21 protein-coding genes and 2 pseudogenes are annotated in these 16,470 nt (G+C 42.8%); 6 read left to right on the forward strand and 17 right to left on the reverse strand.

Features of this window, described 5'->3' with window-relative positions; genetic code table 11:
• The first annotated feature begins 102 nt into the window (after positions 1–102).
• The gene (gene ltrA / locus ACOJUN_RS21725; RefSeq protein WP_422137114.1) at positions 103–1,032 is read left to right on the forward strand and encodes a group II intron reverse transcriptase/maturase; all 930 of its coding nucleotides are present in this window, start codon (positions 103–105) and stop codon (positions 1,030–1,032) included.
• Positions 1,033–1,321: 289 nt separating this feature from the next.
• On the opposite strand, the gene ACOJUN_RS21730 is transcribed toward ltrA (ACOJUN_RS21725), so the two are convergent.
• The 6 genes from ACOJUN_RS21730 to ACOJUN_RS21755 all read right to left on the reverse strand — a co-directional run bounded on the left by ACOJUN_RS21730 (position 1,322) and on the right by ACOJUN_RS21755 (position 5,366).
• Positions 1,322–2,743 (reverse strand): ATP-binding protein, encoded by a 1,422-nt coding sequence (locus ACOJUN_RS21730; RefSeq protein ID WP_422133951.1) that lies wholly within the window; start codon positions 2,741–2,743, stop codon positions 1,322–1,324.
• A gap of 146 nt (positions 2,744–2,889) precedes the next feature.
• Positions 2,890–3,408 carry a GNAT family N-acetyltransferase gene (locus tag ACOJUN_RS21735; RefSeq protein WP_422133952.1) on the reverse strand — a complete coding sequence of 173 codons (519 nt, stop codon included), beginning with the start codon at positions 3,406–3,408 and terminating at the stop codon, positions 2,890–2,892.
• A gap of 171 nt (positions 3,409–3,579) precedes the next feature.
• Complete coding sequence (locus ACOJUN_RS21740) at positions 3,580–3,840, reverse strand: helix-turn-helix domain-containing protein (RefSeq protein ID WP_422133953.1); 261 nt, start codon at positions 3,838–3,840, stop codon at positions 3,580–3,582.
• 1 nt (position 3,841) lies between these two features.
• On the reverse strand, positions 3,842–4,123 hold the full coding sequence (locus ACOJUN_RS21745) for a type II toxin-antitoxin system mRNA interferase toxin, RelE/StbE family (RefSeq protein WP_422133954.1): 282 nt from the start codon (positions 4,121–4,123) through the stop codon (positions 3,842–3,844).
• Between the two features lie 103 nt (positions 4,124–4,226).
• The gene (locus ACOJUN_RS21750) at positions 4,227–4,763 is read right to left on the reverse strand and encodes a hypothetical protein (RefSeq protein ID WP_422133955.1); all 537 of its coding nucleotides are present in this window, start codon (positions 4,761–4,763) and stop codon (positions 4,227–4,229) included.
• Between the two features lie 87 nt (positions 4,764–4,850).
• The gene (locus ACOJUN_RS21755; RefSeq protein WP_422133956.1) at positions 4,851–5,366 is read right to left on the reverse strand and encodes a GNAT family N-acetyltransferase; all 516 of its coding nucleotides are present in this window, start codon (positions 5,364–5,366) and stop codon (positions 4,851–4,853) included.
• Positions 5,367–5,591: 225 nt separating this feature from the next.
• Between ACOJUN_RS21755 and ACOJUN_RS21760 the strand changes: the two genes are divergently transcribed.
• Together ACOJUN_RS21760 and ACOJUN_RS21765 are read left to right on the forward strand one after the other, a co-directional pair.
• The gene (locus ACOJUN_RS21760; protein WP_422133957.1) at positions 5,592–5,918 is read left to right on the forward strand and encodes a phage integrase N-terminal SAM-like domain-containing protein; all 327 of its coding nucleotides are present in this window, start codon (positions 5,592–5,594) and stop codon (positions 5,916–5,918) included.
• Between the two features lie 67 nt (positions 5,919–5,985).
• Positions 5,986–6,219: pseudogene (locus tag ACOJUN_RS21765) on the forward strand (transposase); the annotation flags it as partial.
• A 261-nt stretch (positions 6,220–6,480) separates the two neighbouring features.
• Here ACOJUN_RS21765 and ACOJUN_RS21770 read toward each other — a convergent pair.
• The 5 genes from ACOJUN_RS21770 to ACOJUN_RS21790 form a co-directional block, all read right to left on the reverse strand.
• A complete protein-coding gene (locus ACOJUN_RS21770) occupies positions 6,481–6,822 on the reverse strand; it encodes a cupin domain-containing protein (protein ID WP_422133958.1) in 342 nt (113 codons plus the stop codon).
• A gap of 24 nt (positions 6,823–6,846) precedes the next feature.
• Positions 6,847–7,158, reverse strand: a complete 312-nt coding sequence (locus ACOJUN_RS21775; RefSeq protein WP_422133959.1) for a hypothetical protein — start codon at positions 7,156–7,158, stop codon at positions 6,847–6,849.
• Positions 7,159–7,168: 10 nt separating this feature from the next.
• A complete protein-coding gene (locus tag ACOJUN_RS21780; protein WP_422133960.1) occupies positions 7,169–7,984 on the reverse strand; it encodes an aspartate/glutamate racemase family protein in 816 nt (271 codons plus the stop codon).
• Between the two features lie 102 nt (positions 7,985–8,086).
• On the reverse strand, positions 8,087–8,491 hold the full coding sequence (locus ACOJUN_RS21785) for an ACT domain-containing protein (RefSeq protein ID WP_422133961.1): 405 nt from the start codon (positions 8,489–8,491) through the stop codon (positions 8,087–8,089).
• 58 nt (positions 8,492–8,549) lie between these two features.
• Positions 8,550–9,188 (reverse strand): FMN-binding negative transcriptional regulator, encoded by a 639-nt coding sequence (locus tag ACOJUN_RS21790; protein WP_422133962.1) that lies wholly within the window; start codon positions 9,186–9,188, stop codon positions 8,550–8,552.
• A 750-nt stretch (positions 9,189–9,938) separates the two neighbouring features.
• Between ACOJUN_RS21790 and ltrA (ACOJUN_RS21795) the strand changes: the two genes are divergently transcribed.
• Together ltrA (ACOJUN_RS21795) and ACOJUN_RS21800 are read left to right on the forward strand one after the other, a co-directional pair.
• Complete coding sequence (gene ltrA / locus ACOJUN_RS21795) at positions 9,939–11,156, forward strand: group II intron reverse transcriptase/maturase (RefSeq protein WP_422133963.1); 1,218 nt, start codon at positions 9,939–9,941, stop codon at positions 11,154–11,156.
• 112 nt (positions 11,157–11,268) lie between these two features.
• Positions 11,269–11,457: pseudogene (locus tag ACOJUN_RS21800) on the forward strand (RING finger domain-containing protein); the annotation flags it as partial.
• 91 nt (positions 11,458–11,548) lie between these two features.
• On the opposite strand, the gene ACOJUN_RS21805 reads toward ACOJUN_RS21800, so the two are convergent.
• The 6 genes from ACOJUN_RS21805 to ACOJUN_RS21830 all read right to left on the reverse strand — a co-directional run bounded on the left by ACOJUN_RS21805 (position 11,549) and on the right by ACOJUN_RS21830 (position 15,408).
• On the reverse strand, positions 11,549–11,824 hold the full coding sequence (locus ACOJUN_RS21805) for a hypothetical protein (RefSeq protein ID WP_422137147.1): 276 nt from the start codon (positions 11,822–11,824) through the stop codon (positions 11,549–11,551).
• Positions 11,825–12,161: 337 nt separating this feature from the next.
• Entirely contained in the window at positions 12,162–12,494 is a 333-nt protein-coding gene (locus tag ACOJUN_RS21810) for a type II toxin-antitoxin system HicB family antitoxin (protein ID WP_257282032.1), read from the reverse strand.
• Complete coding sequence (locus tag ACOJUN_RS21815; RefSeq protein WP_422133964.1) at positions 12,491–12,745, reverse strand: type II toxin-antitoxin system HicA family toxin; 255 nt, start codon at positions 12,743–12,745, stop codon at positions 12,491–12,493. Before ACOJUN_RS21815 ends, ACOJUN_RS21810 begins: the two co-directional genes overlap by 4 nt.
• 244 nt (positions 12,746–12,989) lie before the next feature.
• Positions 12,990–13,808: a class I SAM-dependent methyltransferase gene (locus ACOJUN_RS21820; RefSeq protein ID WP_422133965.1), complete on the reverse strand. Its 819-nt coding sequence runs from the start codon at positions 13,806–13,808 to the stop codon at positions 12,990–12,992.
• Between the two features lie 146 nt (positions 13,809–13,954).
• The gene (locus tag ACOJUN_RS21825; protein ID WP_422133966.1) at positions 13,955–14,440 is read right to left on the reverse strand and encodes a Panacea domain-containing protein; all 486 of its coding nucleotides are present in this window, start codon (positions 14,438–14,440) and stop codon (positions 13,955–13,957) included.
• Complete coding sequence (locus tag ACOJUN_RS21830) at positions 14,437–15,408, reverse strand: hypothetical protein (RefSeq protein ID WP_422133967.1); 972 nt, start codon at positions 15,406–15,408, stop codon at positions 14,437–14,439. The genes ACOJUN_RS21825 and ACOJUN_RS21830 overlap by 4 nt, the downstream gene beginning before the upstream one ends.
• A 692-nt stretch (positions 15,409–16,100) precedes the next feature.
• Here ACOJUN_RS21830 and ACOJUN_RS21835 point away from each other — a divergent pair.
• Positions 16,101–16,427, forward strand: coding sequence for a site-specific integrase (locus ACOJUN_RS21835; protein ID WP_422133968.1), 327 nt, complete (start codon positions 16,101–16,103; stop codon positions 16,425–16,427).
• Positions 16,428–16,470 lie beyond the last annotated feature (43 nt).

Consider the following 16,470-nt stretch of genomic DNA (forward strand, 5'->3'; position numbering starts at 1 on the left):
TTTAATCCGTGCTCTCTGAGTTTGTGGCCAACAGGTTAGGCTGGATGCTCAAAGTTTGATGCTTGCCTGACCATATCTAACCTTTCCATTACTGCCAACGGTATCGATGGCGTCGTCATTGAGGCTTACCCTGACCTTGCCAAACAGCACTGGCCTTCAGTGCGCCAAGCCATACTGGATGAAACATATAAGCCATCTCCGGTTCTTCGAGTTGTTATTGAAAAGCCCGGTGGAGGAGAACGGCTGCTGAGCATTCCAACGGTTCAGGACAGGGTTATACAAGAGGCCAGAGTGCAGGTGTTGACCCCAATCTTTGACCCCGGATTCTCCAACAGCAGCTTTGGCTACAGACCAGGAAAGTCTGCACAAGATGCCGTGCAACAGGTTAAACGCTATATCAAACAGGGGCTACATCAGGCAGTTGACGTTGATCTGAGTAAATTCTTTGATACCGTCAGCCACGATGTACTCATGTCAAGAGTCTCTCGTAAGATTCACGACAAGCGCCTGTTAAAACTGATTGGCCGCTTCCTCCGCGCTGGTTTCATGATCGATGGGCAATGCTACCCTACCCGGGTAGGCATGCCACAGGGCGGTCCTCTTTCACCGCTGCTGTCCAATGTACTTCTCGACGACCCGGACAAGGAACTGGAATACCGGGGCCACTGTTTCACGCGTTACTGCGATGACTTTGTGATACTGGTCGGCAGTCAACGAGCAGGGGAACGAGTGATGGATAGCATCACCCGTTACCTTGAGCGCCCATTAAAACTGACCGTCAACGCCACCAAAAGCAAAGTGGTGAAAGCCACTGAAGCCGAGTTCCTGAGTTTTACCTTCACAGGGAAGCGAATCCTCTGGTCAGAGAAGAGCTTGCAACGCTTCAAACGGAAGATATTCAAACTCACCAGTCGCAGCTGGGGAGTGTCAATGGATTACCGACTACGAAAGCATGCCGAATATATCCGGGGCTGGATGGGTTATTTCAGGATAACCGGATATTACCGCCCCATACCGCAACTGGATCAATGAATACGTTGGCGCATCCGTTGCTGTTTTATCAAGCAGTGGCGTAAGCCGGAAACCCGTTATATAAATCTGATCAAGTTAGACGTTGACCATATCAAAGCCGCCTCGATCGCAGCCAGTAGCAAAGGGTATTACCGGTTGGCCAAAACCTTTGCAGTGCAGCAGGCATTGAACGACAGCTTTCTTGCAAACCTTGGGCTTGTTTCTCTGAAAGACTTATGGATCAGGTTTCAACATCCTCGGTGAACCGCCCGGTACGGATCCGCACGCTACGTGGGGTGGGGGTTGGAGGTTAGTATCCTCCGGCTACCCGATTTAGCCCTCCGAGTATATTTGCCCCCAAGGTGTATGCGTAAGCAGCACTAGGCCTATATCGTAGCTTAACACCATCAACGGTTTGTTTCTGAGTTATTGTTTTTGTGGTTACTAAGCCATCATCTAAATCATGCTGCTTTATAAATGCGATAATCCCCTTTAGAACTCTAGAGTCAGAGCATGGTAAATCAGACCACTTTACTTCAACACACCAGTAAGGCTTTTGAGTTGCAAGATTTAACCACACAATATCAACTTCGCCTGCCTTCCAACGAGCATAGTGTAAGTTTTCTATATTGGGATTATGTACCCACTGACTGAAGATTGCTGTTTCTGTCAAGGTTCCCATTGCTTCATGGTTTCCCTCCACAGGGCCAAAAAGAGCGGCCCTCATTGAAGGGTTTGTAAGATATACCTTAAACGTTGTTGCCCTTTTGAATTTTTTTGCACTAATATCTACACGATGAATAATCTTTATTAGAAAAGCAGCTTCTAAATACTCAATATATTTTTTTATGGTATTTTTTGAAACACCTGACGACTTTGACAATGACTCTAAAGTTATTTCATTACCTGTGTTATAGGCTATAGCATTAAAAAGTTTATTCAATTCTTGAACATCATTTATCCCATAAAGACTTGGTAAGTCTCTTAAAAGCACTTTATCAATTATGTCACTCTTTATATATCTAGAGCTGTCTTCTTGTATCAATGATGAAAATACAGCTTCAGGATAACCACCATAGTTAAGATAGTTTACAAACTCTTTGTTTAGTTCTTCTATATCTAATGCTTCCCAAAATTCATCATCATAGCTCATGAGTTTATCTGACTTATTGATAAACGAAATGTACTCAGCGAATGTTAGAGATGGGAGATGAAACTCTGTGAACCGACCTGCACCTGATTCACGGCTTTTCAATTTAAGAGCAGCAGCGGCTGAACCTGTGGCAATATACTTATGAGATGCATATGAATCAACAAGTGATTTTAAATGAACTTCCCAGTTTGGAAGATATTGTATCTCATCAAAAATTATATAGAGTTTGCTATCTCTCTTATGCTTAAATTCTTCATTAAAAAAATTTAAAATTTGTTCAAGCGAAAGACCCGTATATATAGGTGTTTCCAAAGAAACATAAAGAATGCTGGTCGGACTAACACCTTCTTCAAGTAACTTTCCAATTGTATGGTAAACCATAACAGTTTTACCAACTCGTCTAGGCCCCATTAAGACAGCAGCTCTATTTATAGATGACTCTCTAACCAATTCAAAGAAAGGAGTAAAGTAAAACCTCTTGGGATAATTTTGGTACCTAGATTCAATATTGGAGGTTTCCCACCATGGGTTATCAAAGTAGAGGCGCTTTATTATTTCATTGCCAGATATAGTTAACATGAAAATTACTATAAGATCAATTTATTGATTTTAAGTTTACTCTGGAGCCAAATAAAGTCAAGGGATTGATCTTAGCTAGATTTAGGAGGGCTAACGCTTGCAGCAAGGGTGGCGAACGCAGTGAGCCATCCCTTTGCCTGTAACTGTTATGTTGCATGTGGATGGCGGTAGATTTGCCAGAGCCCACCTCTGAACTCTGTTTCTTTTTCGAGATTTGCACCTACAGATTTCGCTAGCTTTATTGATGCCAAGTTCTCTGAATGAATAAAACTTATCAAAGACAAATCTGGCATATATTTTTTGCCAGTTGCTTGAACAATCAGAGTTGCCTCCTTTGCAAAGCCATGTCCCCAGAACTCCGGAGCCAGTGCCCACTTTATTTCTGGAGATGGCCAGTCGTTAGGATACCAGAAGCCTACTGGACCCAGTACAGCGTTACTGGACTTTTCTACAACAGCATAAGGGCCATAACCTCGTAGTTGCCAATGGCCAATCATTCCTGCCATAGCTCTCCATGTTTCACCCTCTGTAAAAGAGCGACCAGTTGTGAATTTTGTAGCTACTGAGTCACAATAATATTTGTGCAAATCAACCCAATCACCGTCTTCGAATTGTCTGAGAATTAATCTCTCTGTTTCCAACACTTTGGGGACAAAAAAGTCCATTTGATGAATGACTCCTTTGATTTGTATGCAACATAACGCCTAAATCAGGTGTGCTGTAGGCGTCACCTGAATTTTTTTATGCGTCTGTTTGATACACCATGATCGTTGTTGTAACAGAATTCTGCTCTGCTTGATGTAATGCTTGAAAGCCATGTTTGAGATATAAAGCAATTAAGCCGCTGATTCTTGATTAATATCCCAACCAGGAAAGACTAGAACGGCTGGATGACATTTTAAAGCACGAGCTAAGATCTTGGCCCTTTCAACTCCAAGATTGACTCGATTATTTTCGATTGCAGAAAGTGTAGACTGCGGTATCCCAGTTATTTCCGCAAGTTCATTCTGACTGAGCTCTTGAAGCTCTCGTACAATCCGAACCGAATCGCCCACTGACAGCGCTACATGACGTTTAGCTTTCCTGTATTCGCTCATTTCATTTTCTCCTGTAGTCGTGTGGAGTTACTTTTACGACCTGCACAAGAACATTGTCTTTCTCAACTTTGTAAATCACTCTATATCGCATATTTAGGCGTGATGATCGAAAGCCCTTCCACTCTCCACGTAGGGCCTCATCATTAAACCCACGAATCTGTTTTAGGCCTCCAGGGCCTGAGATCATTACGATATCCTTCCATTTTTCATACCTTTGCAAGACATCCTTCGGAATTTTTCGAAGCTGACCAGCCAATTTCTTATGTTCGTATATTTCCCACATACCAAATATAGTATATATATCATTTATAGTATGTCAATGATAGGTAATGCGGTTTAACGCCGCCAGCAGCGGAGAGCGTAGCGATTCCGACTGACTGGCCTTGTTATGCTTTTTCTATCGTCATAGTATTTTTTTTCGGCACAGACAAAACTAAAACATAGCCTAATATGACTGGAAGGGTGGCCCACTTAAAAACAGCAAGCCAAGAATGGATTAAAAATATATCATCCGAAAAAATTGCAGTATTTTCTAAAAAACGAAGTTCAATAGTGTTTTCAATGCAATCGAGTATTCCTGCTAGAAAAGCTAGGTATACAACCCAAGTATAAGAAAAGTGCTTAGATTTGTTGTTCTTGAAAATAAGAAATGACAATAATGATGAAAAAAACAAAGAGTAAGATACAGCATAGATATAGTCAGTAAATATCAATGATTTAAAATTGTTTATACCAGAATCCCCCCAATGTCTCACCAACTCGATACCAACCGATTTATTAAAAGCCAGCTGCAAGCCAATAACTTCAAACCCATTTTTACCATCAATTAATGGATTTACATAAAACATGACAATTGAAAACATAATGCATGTAGATATCAATGAACATATTATTAGTACTTTGTTGTTTAGTTTATCTAACATATTAAATCCTATTATTATAAACGTACGTAGCATAACGCTTGCAGCAAGTGTTGCGAACGCAGTGAGCCATCCCTTTGCCTGTAATTGTTATGTTGCATGTGGATGGCGGTAGATTTGCCAGAGCCCACCTCTGAACTCTGTTTCTTTTTCGAGATTTGCACCTACAGATTTCGCTAGCTTTATTGATGCCAAGTTCTCTGAATGAATAAAACTTATCAAAGACAAATCTGGCATAATTTTTTTGCCAGTTGCTTGAACAATCAGAGTTGCCTCCTTTGCAAAGCCATGTCCCCAGAACTCCGGAGCCAGTGCCCACTTTATTTCTGGAGATGGCCAGTCGTTAGGATACCAGAAGCCTACTGGACCCAGTACAGCGTTACTGGACTTTTCTACAACAGCATAAGGGCCATAACTTCGTAGTTGCCAATGGCCAATCATTCCTGCCATAGCTCTCCATGTTTCACCCTCTGTAAAAGAGCGACCAGTTGTGAATTTTGTAGCTACTGAGTCACAATAATATTTGTGCAAATCAACCCAATCACCGTCTTCGAATTGTCTGAGAATTAATCTCTCTGCTTCCAACACTTTGGGGAGAAAGTCCATTTGATGAATGATTCCTTTGATTTGTATGCAACATAACGCCTAAATCAGGTGTGCTGTAGGCGTCACCTGAATTTTTTTCATGCGTCTGTTTGATACACCATGATCGTTGTTGTTGAACCAAGCCGCTAACGCGGCAAAAAAATACCGTTCATCCCAGCCACCCCAACATTGCCAATACTTCCTGATATCCGTACCACTCCGGCGCGGCTTATATAAGGAAGCAACATGGAACGTTCTGAGCAAATCCGGTTTGACAAACTGTATCAAAAACACATCACCACCCTGAAGCTTCAGAGCAAAAGAAAATCAACCATTGATCTATACAGCAGGCCAATTCGGCGGCTGGCAACCTTCTTTGATCGTTCTCCTGACAGACTCAGCCCTGAGGATTTAAAAACCTATTTTGCCGCCCTTCTGGAAAGCCATTCCTGGAGCAAGGTCAAAACCGATTGTAATGGCCTGCAGTTTTTCTGGAAACATGTTCTGGGAAACCCTGTGGCTTTGTTGAAATCATCAAACCACCGACCGTCAAGCGACTGCCCGTTATCCTGAAGCCTGCAGAGGTAGAACGACTGCTCAATACTGCACGGAAACTGCGCTATTACACCATTCTGTTGACACAGGAGAAGACTTCCTGTGGCTGGTACTGAAACATGTATTACCCAGGCGACTTCGACGATCGCGGGATTACGGATTTTTACACAGCAACGCAAAAAAACAATTATCACTGGTGCAACTGGTTTTAAATGTGATGGTCAAAGCATTCGAACCCGTGATTCGCCCGAAATTCACATGCAGGCGTTGCGGTGAGCCTATGAAACACATTGCGTTCAGTTTCCTGAAACCGACCTGAGCTATTGTCACATCAACAAACACCGCCATTCACAAGCAAGGAGGAAATGTAAGCTCAGCCAGACAGATCCGATATACCCAAGACTACCGTAATGCAGTGGTCTGGAGACACTCATCCTGAATAAATAGCGTTCAGAAAAAACGTTTTGATTCAAGGTCCGCCAGATAAGTAAACTTCAATAGACCTTTCTTACCAGAATTCAACCTGGGCTTGTGCAACAACAGGATAAGATTGCGGCTGGGCGCAATCTATCCTTATTCGTTATGCCCGTGCTTCGATACGATCACCATGACTCGGCGGAACAGATGTGACAACAAAAACCAAATCTTGAGAGCTTGTATTTTTAAGCTGATGTGGGACTTTAGCCGGAATATGCAAGCCTTGTCCTGTAATCAACGAATGAACCACTCCATCAGCTTCAATAACTGCGTTACCAGATAATATGTAGAAAAACTGCTCTGACTTTTGGTGAAAATGTCGAATTTCACTACAGCCACTGGGAACACGCTCTTGGATTACACTGAGCATGGCAGACTTTACGAGATGCCAACCATCACACTTTTCGCCCCATTTGTAATGCTTGGCAGTATCTATAGAAACCACTTTCATTGCTTGCCTTTATTTAACTTATGCTGGTTCTTTGCTTCTAGTAATTTCCTGAACTAACTCATTAAATTCACAATTTGCTGATATTTCCCAAGCATAATCTTCAGCGTATTGTGGGAGTGTGTGAATTATGTTATTGAAATATGTTTTCCTATTCTCATATCCAAGCCAATCAAAAAGGCTCCTGAGAACTTTTCTCGAAGCTTCGTCTTTCCCTTGAAGGGATAAATGACATGCTAAAGAAAAATAATTTCTGAACATCATATCTGTTCGGTTTGCCTTGTGGGACTCAATGATCTCTATGAGTTTTAGGAGTGATTCTTTTTTAGCCATTATATTTTTCTCACCGGTCAGATTGTAATTTGTTTTCTTGGTATAAGGGCATAACGCCTGCCTGTGCGGCACCGCTGCAAGCGGCGTCCCAGGAAGCTTGCTGCCGACACCACGCACTTGTTATGCGGCACTTTGACTGGTTGCCAAATTTCACAGCTTGTGCTGCATGAATTTGTGTTGTGTCGTATAGCGGGATATTTGTATGCTGCTGTTGAACAAGCAACGCAATTTCAGTACAACCAAGAATTACCGCTTCTGCTCCTTGCGAATATAAGTTGCTGATAATTTCGAGATATTTTTCTCTCGATTCATCATTAATTTCACCAAGGCACAGCTCATTGTAAATTACTTGATGAATAATGTTTTGATCTTGATCGTTTGGAACAATAACCTCTATACCATAATTTTCTGAAACTCGATTTTTGTAAAAATCTTGCTCCATTGTGAATTTTGTACCAAGCAAACCAACCCGCTTTATTCCATCAGTGATAAGTTTTTCTGCGGTTGCGTCTGCAATATGAACAAGTGGTATTGAAATAGAAGATTGAATCTCTTCTGAAACCTTGTGCATTGTATTTGTACAGATGAGGATAAAATCAGCTCCACCCGCTTCAACTGATTGAGCGGCTTGAGAAAGAATTTTTCCTGTCTTATCCCAGCAACCAGAATGTTGCAGCTTTTCTATTTCATCAAAGTCAACACTATAGAGGCAGATTTTGGCGGAATGTAAGCCACCAAGTACTTCTTTGATACCTTCATTTATTGCTTTGTAATAGCTTGCGGTAGATTCCCAACTCATTCCTCCAAGCAGACCAATAGTTCTCATATTTTTCTCGTTTTACTCAATTGTTGATTTGTGCCACATAACCGCCTACATGTGGGGCGCCGTAGGCGACCCAGCCAGCTTGCTGGCGACACCATGTGCTTGTTAGCCGTTTTTCCCCGATATTTCGTGCAAAGCAGCTAATGCGGCGTGAGCTTTTTCAGATTGAACAAAAACATGATCATGAAAATATGCTGCAATTACATTTGCACTGACACCTTTTGACGCAAGTTTGTTTGATATTGCTGCTGTTAAGCCAACAGCCTCCAAGCTTGAATGCACAGTTAAAGTGATTTGCTTGTAGGTATTTTCAAAACTAATGCCAGCACTTTCAGCAGATTTTTTTGGTAAAACCAATGTTAAGCCCTCTGATTCATTGAAAGTAGCAAGAGGGTTTAAATTAATATACTCGGACAGTTGACCTGATACATTGCAAAATACAAATTCATCCTCAACTAGCACTGGGTTCATACTTTCCAGAAGTTTTCCAAGATCTACTATTCCTGACATTACGATACTTCTCGATGTTATTATGACGGCTAACGCTTGCAGGCTGCGTCCCAGACAGTTAGCTGCGTTCTGATTGTTGCATTTTTTTGGACACAGAAATATCTGAATTGTTTTCTGAAGCCGCCAAACCGTTTACGACACCTGAATAGTCTGATGCTGTTTTATTTTGACTTAACTTGAAGTTACCAACTATATCATCAATAACGACCTCCAAACCAACAACAGCATTTATCAGTTTTTTAGTGAACTCAAACGGAGCATCTGAAACTGACCAAGGAAGGGTTTGGTTTAGTTCATGAAAGTCAGAAATATTGTTGAGCAGCTGAATAATCCAGTCACTTTCATGTCTGAAAAAAATTCGACCTCTAACGTGTACGACAGAGTAATTCCATGTTGGAACGACTTTACCCGTTTCTTTCTTTGATGGATATAAATTCGGGCTGATATAAGCGTTTGGTCCATGAAAGATAAGCAGAACCTCCTGACCGTCTGAGACCTTTTTCCATAAAGGGTTTACTTTTGCAATATGGCTTTGAAGTATTACCTGTGCATTCTTTCGTTTCTGAAGATAAAACGGAATATGGTCAGCATCCAAAGTATTTTCAGCTGAAACTATTAGAGTGCCAAGCGGATGCTCTTGAATAAACTCATACAATTTATCCAAGTTTTCTTCTTTAAATTTTGATGGAATGTGCATATTTACTCTTAGCAGCTGACGCCTGCATCAGGTACACCATAGGCTTCACCTGAAGCACTTGGTACGCCCGGCATGGGCATGAACTTATGGGGTGAAAGTCCCCTGTGGGTAAACCAGCATCGGATCTTGCGCCTAATAAGCCAACCGATGATAACCACTAGCTTAAGGCAAGTGCAATCCCGCGAGGGATTGTGCGGAGGCAGTCTGACTGCAAAGGTGCGAGCCGACGGAGACTGGGCGTCCCCCATAAATCGCATACAAGGCCGAGTCTCGTGGGCGAGTGAGCCAATGATCACAAAGCCCTCTGGTTTGAGAGACACGGTAAATGCGGCGGTTGTGCACTGACAGTTCATGTTCTTATCCGGGGAGGTCTGTTCAACATGCGATTGGTTATTCCCAGTTCTCAGCCACTGGTTACAACAGGCTCGGCGAGCAAGATTCATCACCCTGTTCGAGCAAACCCGATGACAACCAATAGCGCCCAAAGGAGTAATCCTGTGTGGTGATTGAACAGAAGTCAGCAGACGTCATACGACTGCATGGATGCAGGAGCTAGAGTAACGCAGGAGCAGTTACCGCGTAGTTGTTCGACAGGAGTCGTCAGCGAAGGACTGAACACCGATGACAAAGAGGAGACTGATTCCCTCAGCGCAGTGCAGCCGTCCGGCGAAACACTGTGTCTGGCGACAGAATCTTTAACCAGCTTTGAACCACGATCTACTAAGTTGTGCACTGGAGCCTGCCAACTTATTGAAGGCATGGAAACAGGTCAGAAGCAACAAAGGTGCTCCCGGTATTGATGGAGTCACCATTGAGGCCTACCCTGACTTTGCTAAACAGCATTGGCCTTCAGTGCGCCAAGCCTTACTGGATGGAACATATAAACCGTCTCCGGTGCTTCGGGCTGTCATTGAGAAACCCGATAGAGGAGAAAGGTTGCTTGGAATTCCTACCGTTCAGGATAGGGTTATACAACAGGCCATAGTGCAGGTGTTAACCCCCATCTTTGATCTCGGATTTTCAAACAGCAGCTTTGGTTACAGACCGGGAAGATCTGCACATGATGCTGTGCAACAGGTTAAACGCTATATCAAACAGGGGCTGCATCAGGCGGTTGACGTTGATCTGAGTCAGTTCTTTGATACCGTCAGCCATGATGTACTCATGTCGAGAGTCGCCCGTAAGATTAACGACAAGCGTCTTCTAAAACTGATTGGTTGCTACCTCCGTGCTGGCGTCATGATTGATGGGCAATGCTACCCGACACGGGTGGGTATGCCACAAGGCGGTCCACTTTCACCGCTGCTGTCGAATGTACTTCTTGATGACCTGGACAAGGAACTGGAATATCGGGGTCACTGTTTCGCAAGATATTGCGATGACTTCGTGATAGTGGTTCACAGCCAACGGGCAGGGGAAAGGGTGATGGAAAGCATCACCCGGTACCTTGAGCGTCGACTGAAACTGACAATCAACCCGACCAAAAGCAAGGTGGTGAAATCCACTGAGGTCGAGTTCCTGAGTTTTACCTTCACAGGGAAGAGAGTCCGCTGGTCACAGAAAAGCCTGCTTCGCTTTAAGCGGAAAATCATCAAACTCACCAGCCGCAGCTGGGGAGTCTCGATGGGCTACCGCCTGCGAAAGCTTGCCGAATATATCCGGGGCTGGATGGGTTATTTCAGAATAACCGAATATTACCGTCCTATACCGCTGCTGGATCAATGGATACGTCGGCGCATCCGTTGCTGTTTTATTAAGCAGTGGCGCAAGCCGAAAACCCGTTATCGAAATTTAGTCAAGTTAGGCGTTGATCATATCAAGGCCGCTTCGATTGCAGCCAGCAGCAAAGGGTATTATCGGTTGAGCAAAACCTTTGCAACACAGCAGGCACTCAACGACAGTTATCTTGCAAATATTGGGCTTGTTTCCCTGAAAGAGTTATGGATCAGGTTTCACTATCCTCGGTGAACCGCCCGGTGCGGACCCGCATGCCGGGTGCTGTGGGGAGGGCTGGAGAAAGACCAGTCCTTACCCGATTTATGCCTATACTGAGCTGGGCTGAGGCGCATAGACTTCCATCATGAACAAAATTTTTATCTTTAAGTTGTTGACCTTATCTTTATTCATAATCCCTCTACAAGCATTAGCGCAAGAGGCTTGCTCTTTATGCCTGGAAGTCTTAGAAGATAGTGACAATGTACAACAACTTTGTTGTGGGCATTTATATCATGCCACTTGTATAGCCCCTTGGTTTGAGGCCCATGATACATGCCCGAATTGCATGCAGAAAGCTTGTATTCATACTCCAGAGTACAGTACTGAAGAGCATGATAAATGCGTTGATGTTATTTGTGTAATGTCTAACCATGAAGAATCACGTCACCCACGACATTCACGTCGTCAACGATATGCTCCATACACATTTGGAGCACATGGGTTATCAATGTCGGCACAATTTTTACCGGCAACGCCCTCAATGCCTCCAATACCCTCAATGCCTCTAATGCCTCTAATGCCTCTAATGCCTCCAATGCCTCCAATGCCTCCAATGCCTCCAATGCCTCCAATGCCTCTAATGCCTCCAATGCCTCTAATGCCTCCAATGCCTCCAATGCCTCCAATGCCAGATTTGTCACATAGCAGTGGAATTTCTATTCAGCTTCAACAGCGTGGAGAAGGAATTTTCATTTATGGCACACAGGAGGGAGATCCTATTCAAATTAGTTTACCTTCAGAAGATCAAACAGCAACTTTGCAGCAAATAAACCATGGCAACTCTGTTACACAAATAACTACTGAATCAAAAGATGGATGTGTGCGAGTAAGAATATCGAGTAAGAATATGTACCAGAGATAATAGTGGTAATAGCACTGTTGAGGATTAAAGGCATAACGCCTGCGTGTGGGGCTGACGCCGCAGGCGGCAGTCCCAGCCAGCTTGCTGGCGACACCACGCACTTGTTATGCGCTGGTTTATATGCGAGAAGCTTGAACTAAGGCTCTTGAAATCCATTGGTTGATACTTTGACCGCTAACCTGAGCTGCTGTTGCAATGGTTGCATGAAGTTCTGGTGGAATACGTAGCATCAATTTTCCAGAGTATGGTTTCTGAGGCTCTTTGCCCACAGAGGCACAAGTTTCGAGATAATCTTCAACTGCGTCGTGAAAAGCATCTTTTAATTCTGTTACTGACTCACCATGAAAACCAACTCGATCTTTAATGCCTGCGATATGACCAATAAAGCATTCATCATCGTCACTGTATTCTATGCTAGCTGCATAGCCTTTGTATGTCATTGTGTTCATGGTTTAACTCCAATTCTAGTTAGAAAATCTCGTGCATCTTTAACCTGATAGGGCTTTGCCTCTTTTTTTGGGTGCGGTCTATGAAAAGTTCCGATTTCCCCATCTTTATAGAATCTTACACGTGACCCGCGCCCCTCGATAATATCAGCTCCGACAGCAATCAAGAGGGCTTCTATAGCCTTCCATTCCAACTGTTTTGGGGTTGGATCTTTGAATATCGCTGTGAGCGTTTTACGGTGTTTAGCATTCATAGAAGGCACTATAGAGCATAGTATCATAAAATGGTATCAACGTTATGATTTATGATGAATCGAAGCGCATAACGCCGCCCTGAGCCGCGCGCCGAAGGCAGCATCGGGTGGAGCCCTTTAGGGAGGAACGTACTCTAGGGCTTTGTTATACGGCTTCTCACGATTAGCATCTGAGTTGCTCCCTTTTGAAACTCATAGCTGACTTCTTTGAGAGAAGCTTCAATTCCATTTTTTCTTAAATGTTCTATACTACCGGCAAATGCTTTGATTCTCTACCATCCAATGTTAGTAATGGATAAATTCTTACTTCTCTTGCAATTCTAGTTAATTCAAGTATTGATTCGATATGCTGCGATTCAGAAAAGTGTTCACTGTAAAGAAATAGAAAATGTGAGCAAACTGCTAAATCAAACTCATTGTTTTGGAAAGGTAAGTTTGGCAATGAAGCATAAATATACCTACTATCAAGTCTACCACTATCGTAATCACTAAGGAATGCATTCATTGCTGACATTCTTACTGACTCTAACATTTCAGGAGATTTGATATTTTTCCAAACATATTCATTTTTATTTAGATATATTTGTTCCATAATAAGGGAACGAACTTCTTTGATTCTTGTGATTATCTGAGACTTTGAAAACTGATATATCGGATCAACTGAAACTACACTACCTCCAAGCTTTTTGATTTCCATGTTAAAGCTTGCTGGCCCATCCCCACAGCCAAGTATTTTCTTTCTTTTATCCTTATCACTCAAAGAAAACATCAATTCATACTCTTCGAGTGTACGTCCCCAAGGAACAACGTTTTCTAACTTCACTATAAAAACTCTCTTGTGGTATAGCTCTTTGATTTTTTCTGCCGTATAACGCCATGCTGTGGGGCCACTTTCATAGCCAAAGTCAAAATCTCTCCTTAGTGCTTTGTCCCAGATATCTCTTGATGATTTGGACAAACCATCAATTAAAGAAACATACTCAGCAATTATCTCATCGATCCCGCTACAGGCTGTTTCAAAGGATCCATAGTAAATACCATCAATCTCTTCATTACGAAACACGCAAATACGCTCTCCCCATTCCTTGATGATGGGAGATATATCAATCGACGATTCGATATCTAGATCTATGTTAAGAAAGTGGATCTCATTCATATTAACTTAACTTGATTTGGCACATAACACTTGCATCAGGTGCGCCGTAGGCGTCACCTGGAACCATTTGTTAGGGTGCTTTCTACCTTGTATTTTTGAGCTAGACCTACGAGATCAAGATAGGAATATCTATCCTTAGATACGACAGGGAAAGTTGAATAGACATAGTCTGTAAAATCATTGAAATATAATGTTTTTGTTTTAGTGATTACAGCATCTAATATCTGCTTATCTCTAGGAGATAGTTCAACAGGCTCAATATTACCATCAAACCCAATCAAAAGCTTATCAGAGCCATACATGGTTTTTTCGTGCGCAATTGTAAAACCATCGCCAGTTTTTACTGCATTGAAAACATCATCAACATATGGCCCATAGTGATTAAACAGCCACTTAATTGATGTTAACTGTTTTTCATCTGCTAAAGCACTAAACCAGTCAGCCAAATAAACTAGTTTTGTCAGCCTAGCTTTAGATAGCTCACCTTTATGTGGATATTGGGTGCAAAAGTAAGCAATTATATTCTGTAACCTAGTCACTTTAAGCCTCCCAACATATTCAATACATCAGCATCATTATCGACTGTCGCTGGTGCTTTGTTAGAATCAATTGATTTATCATACAAAATACCATCTTTTACAAAGTTACAAAGATGGCTTTGATAATCACTGCAATAATCCCTTATTTGTATTTTAACTTCATTAGGAAATGAATCTTTTCTTTCGCTTTCAAAAAGTATCACTCCAATGTTATCTCCAGCTTCAGTTATAGCCACTGCAAAATACCTACAGCTTTTCATATTAATAGATTCAAGAATTTCACGGCTATAGCTATAATTTTGCATCATATACTCAAAGTATCCATCTTTGTCTGAAGCAAACTCAGGGCTATTATCTTCAGAGTGCTCGCCATGCTGCCAAGCCTGACTAATAACACCCTCGTTTAGTCCAAACTTTGGTTTATGCACTTTAGCAAGCTTAGGATTTATTGAATACCTTGATAACAGATAAAAGCTTTCTCGGTTTTCATAGTAAATTGAAACCCTAGAATAGGAGTCCAAGTTAATTTGTTTAGACACACCTTTTAACCATGTTCCAACAAGGTCTTGATGGACACGGTAAATATCAGAGCGAAGGCTTTGTCCATCCTCTTGAGAGGCTTCCAATTCAGCCTCAAGATCTTTTACCTTAATATTTTCTTGGCGCAACTGATCGTTTTCTTTGGTCAGTTGTTTCTTTTCATCGTACACACCTTTGGCACCGAACACCGTTAGAGGAAAACCAACGATAAAAGCTGCGTAAGGGTTCGTCAGTAGATACGCTATAAAACTAGCACTAGAGTCCACAACAGCCCATGCCTTACTGTGGTCATAAGAGCCAAGGAATGCGCCTCCCAATGTCATGATAAAGGCACCAATAGGGGTCGCAAGGCTATAAAATGCTCCATCAAGGAACGCTCCAGCCCGTTCAAAAACATTTAAACTGCTTCTGTTTCTTCGTTCGACCACTAATGCACACCCTCCTATTTAACTGGATGGATATACACTGGTTTTAATGTATTTACTAGTTCTTGAGCTGGTGTAGCGCCCTAACGCTGGCAGCAAGGGTGGCGAACGCAGTGAGCCATCCCTTTGCCTGTATTTGTTAGCCCGGCAGTCCTGCCGCCTGGGACGATGTTGATTATTGCAGAGGAGCTTCAGTAAAACCTGCACCTGCTGCACCGATTGAAGTGCATAAAAGTTACCGCTGGAAAACTTGCAGGCAACGCCAATGCTGATACAACTTTTAACTGGTTTAGTGCGCCGGACCAAATACTCATAAACACCGTGAACCCACGCTGACATGCCCAACAAGACACCGCAGATTTTTCATCGACTGACACAGAATCTACAGACATGCATTACTGAGAACTAATCAGAACTGGAATTGACCAGACTGGTTGCTGGCGTAGATTTTGGTTCGTGATTCATCTATTGGAAAAATAGAAAAAACTTTCATATTGCTGCCGGCTAACGCCTGCTTCAACCGCGCGCCTACAGGCGCGTCGGGTGGAGGGGCGAAGCCCTGGAACGAACTGGAAGCACTTGTTGAACCAAGCCGCTAACGCGGCAAAAAAATACCGTTCATCCCAGCCACCCCAACATTGCCAATACTTCCTGATATCCGTACCACTCCGGCACGGCTTATATAAGGAAACAACATGGAACGTCCTGAGCAAATCCGGTTTGACAAACTGTATCAAAAACACATCACCACCCTGAAGCTTCAGGGCAAAAGAAAATCAACCATTGATCTATACAGCAGACCAATTCGGCGGCTGGCAACCTTCTTTGATCGTTCTCCTGACAGACTCAGCCCTGAGGATTTAAAAACCTATTTTGCCGCCCTGGTGGAAAGCCATTCCTGGAGCAAGATCAAAACCGATCGTAATGGCCTACAGTTTTTCTGGAAGCATGTTCTGGCAAACGCTGGGACTTTGTTGAAATTATCAAACCACCGACCGTCAAGCGACTGCCCGTTATCTTGACGCCTGCAGAGGTAGAACGACTGCTCAATACTGCACGGAAACT

The sequence above is a fragment of the Endozoicomonas sp. ALD040 genome (assembly GCF_049275945.1).
Classification (GTDB): Bacteria; Pseudomonadota; Gammaproteobacteria; order Pseudomonadales; family Endozoicomonadaceae; genus Endozoicomonas_A.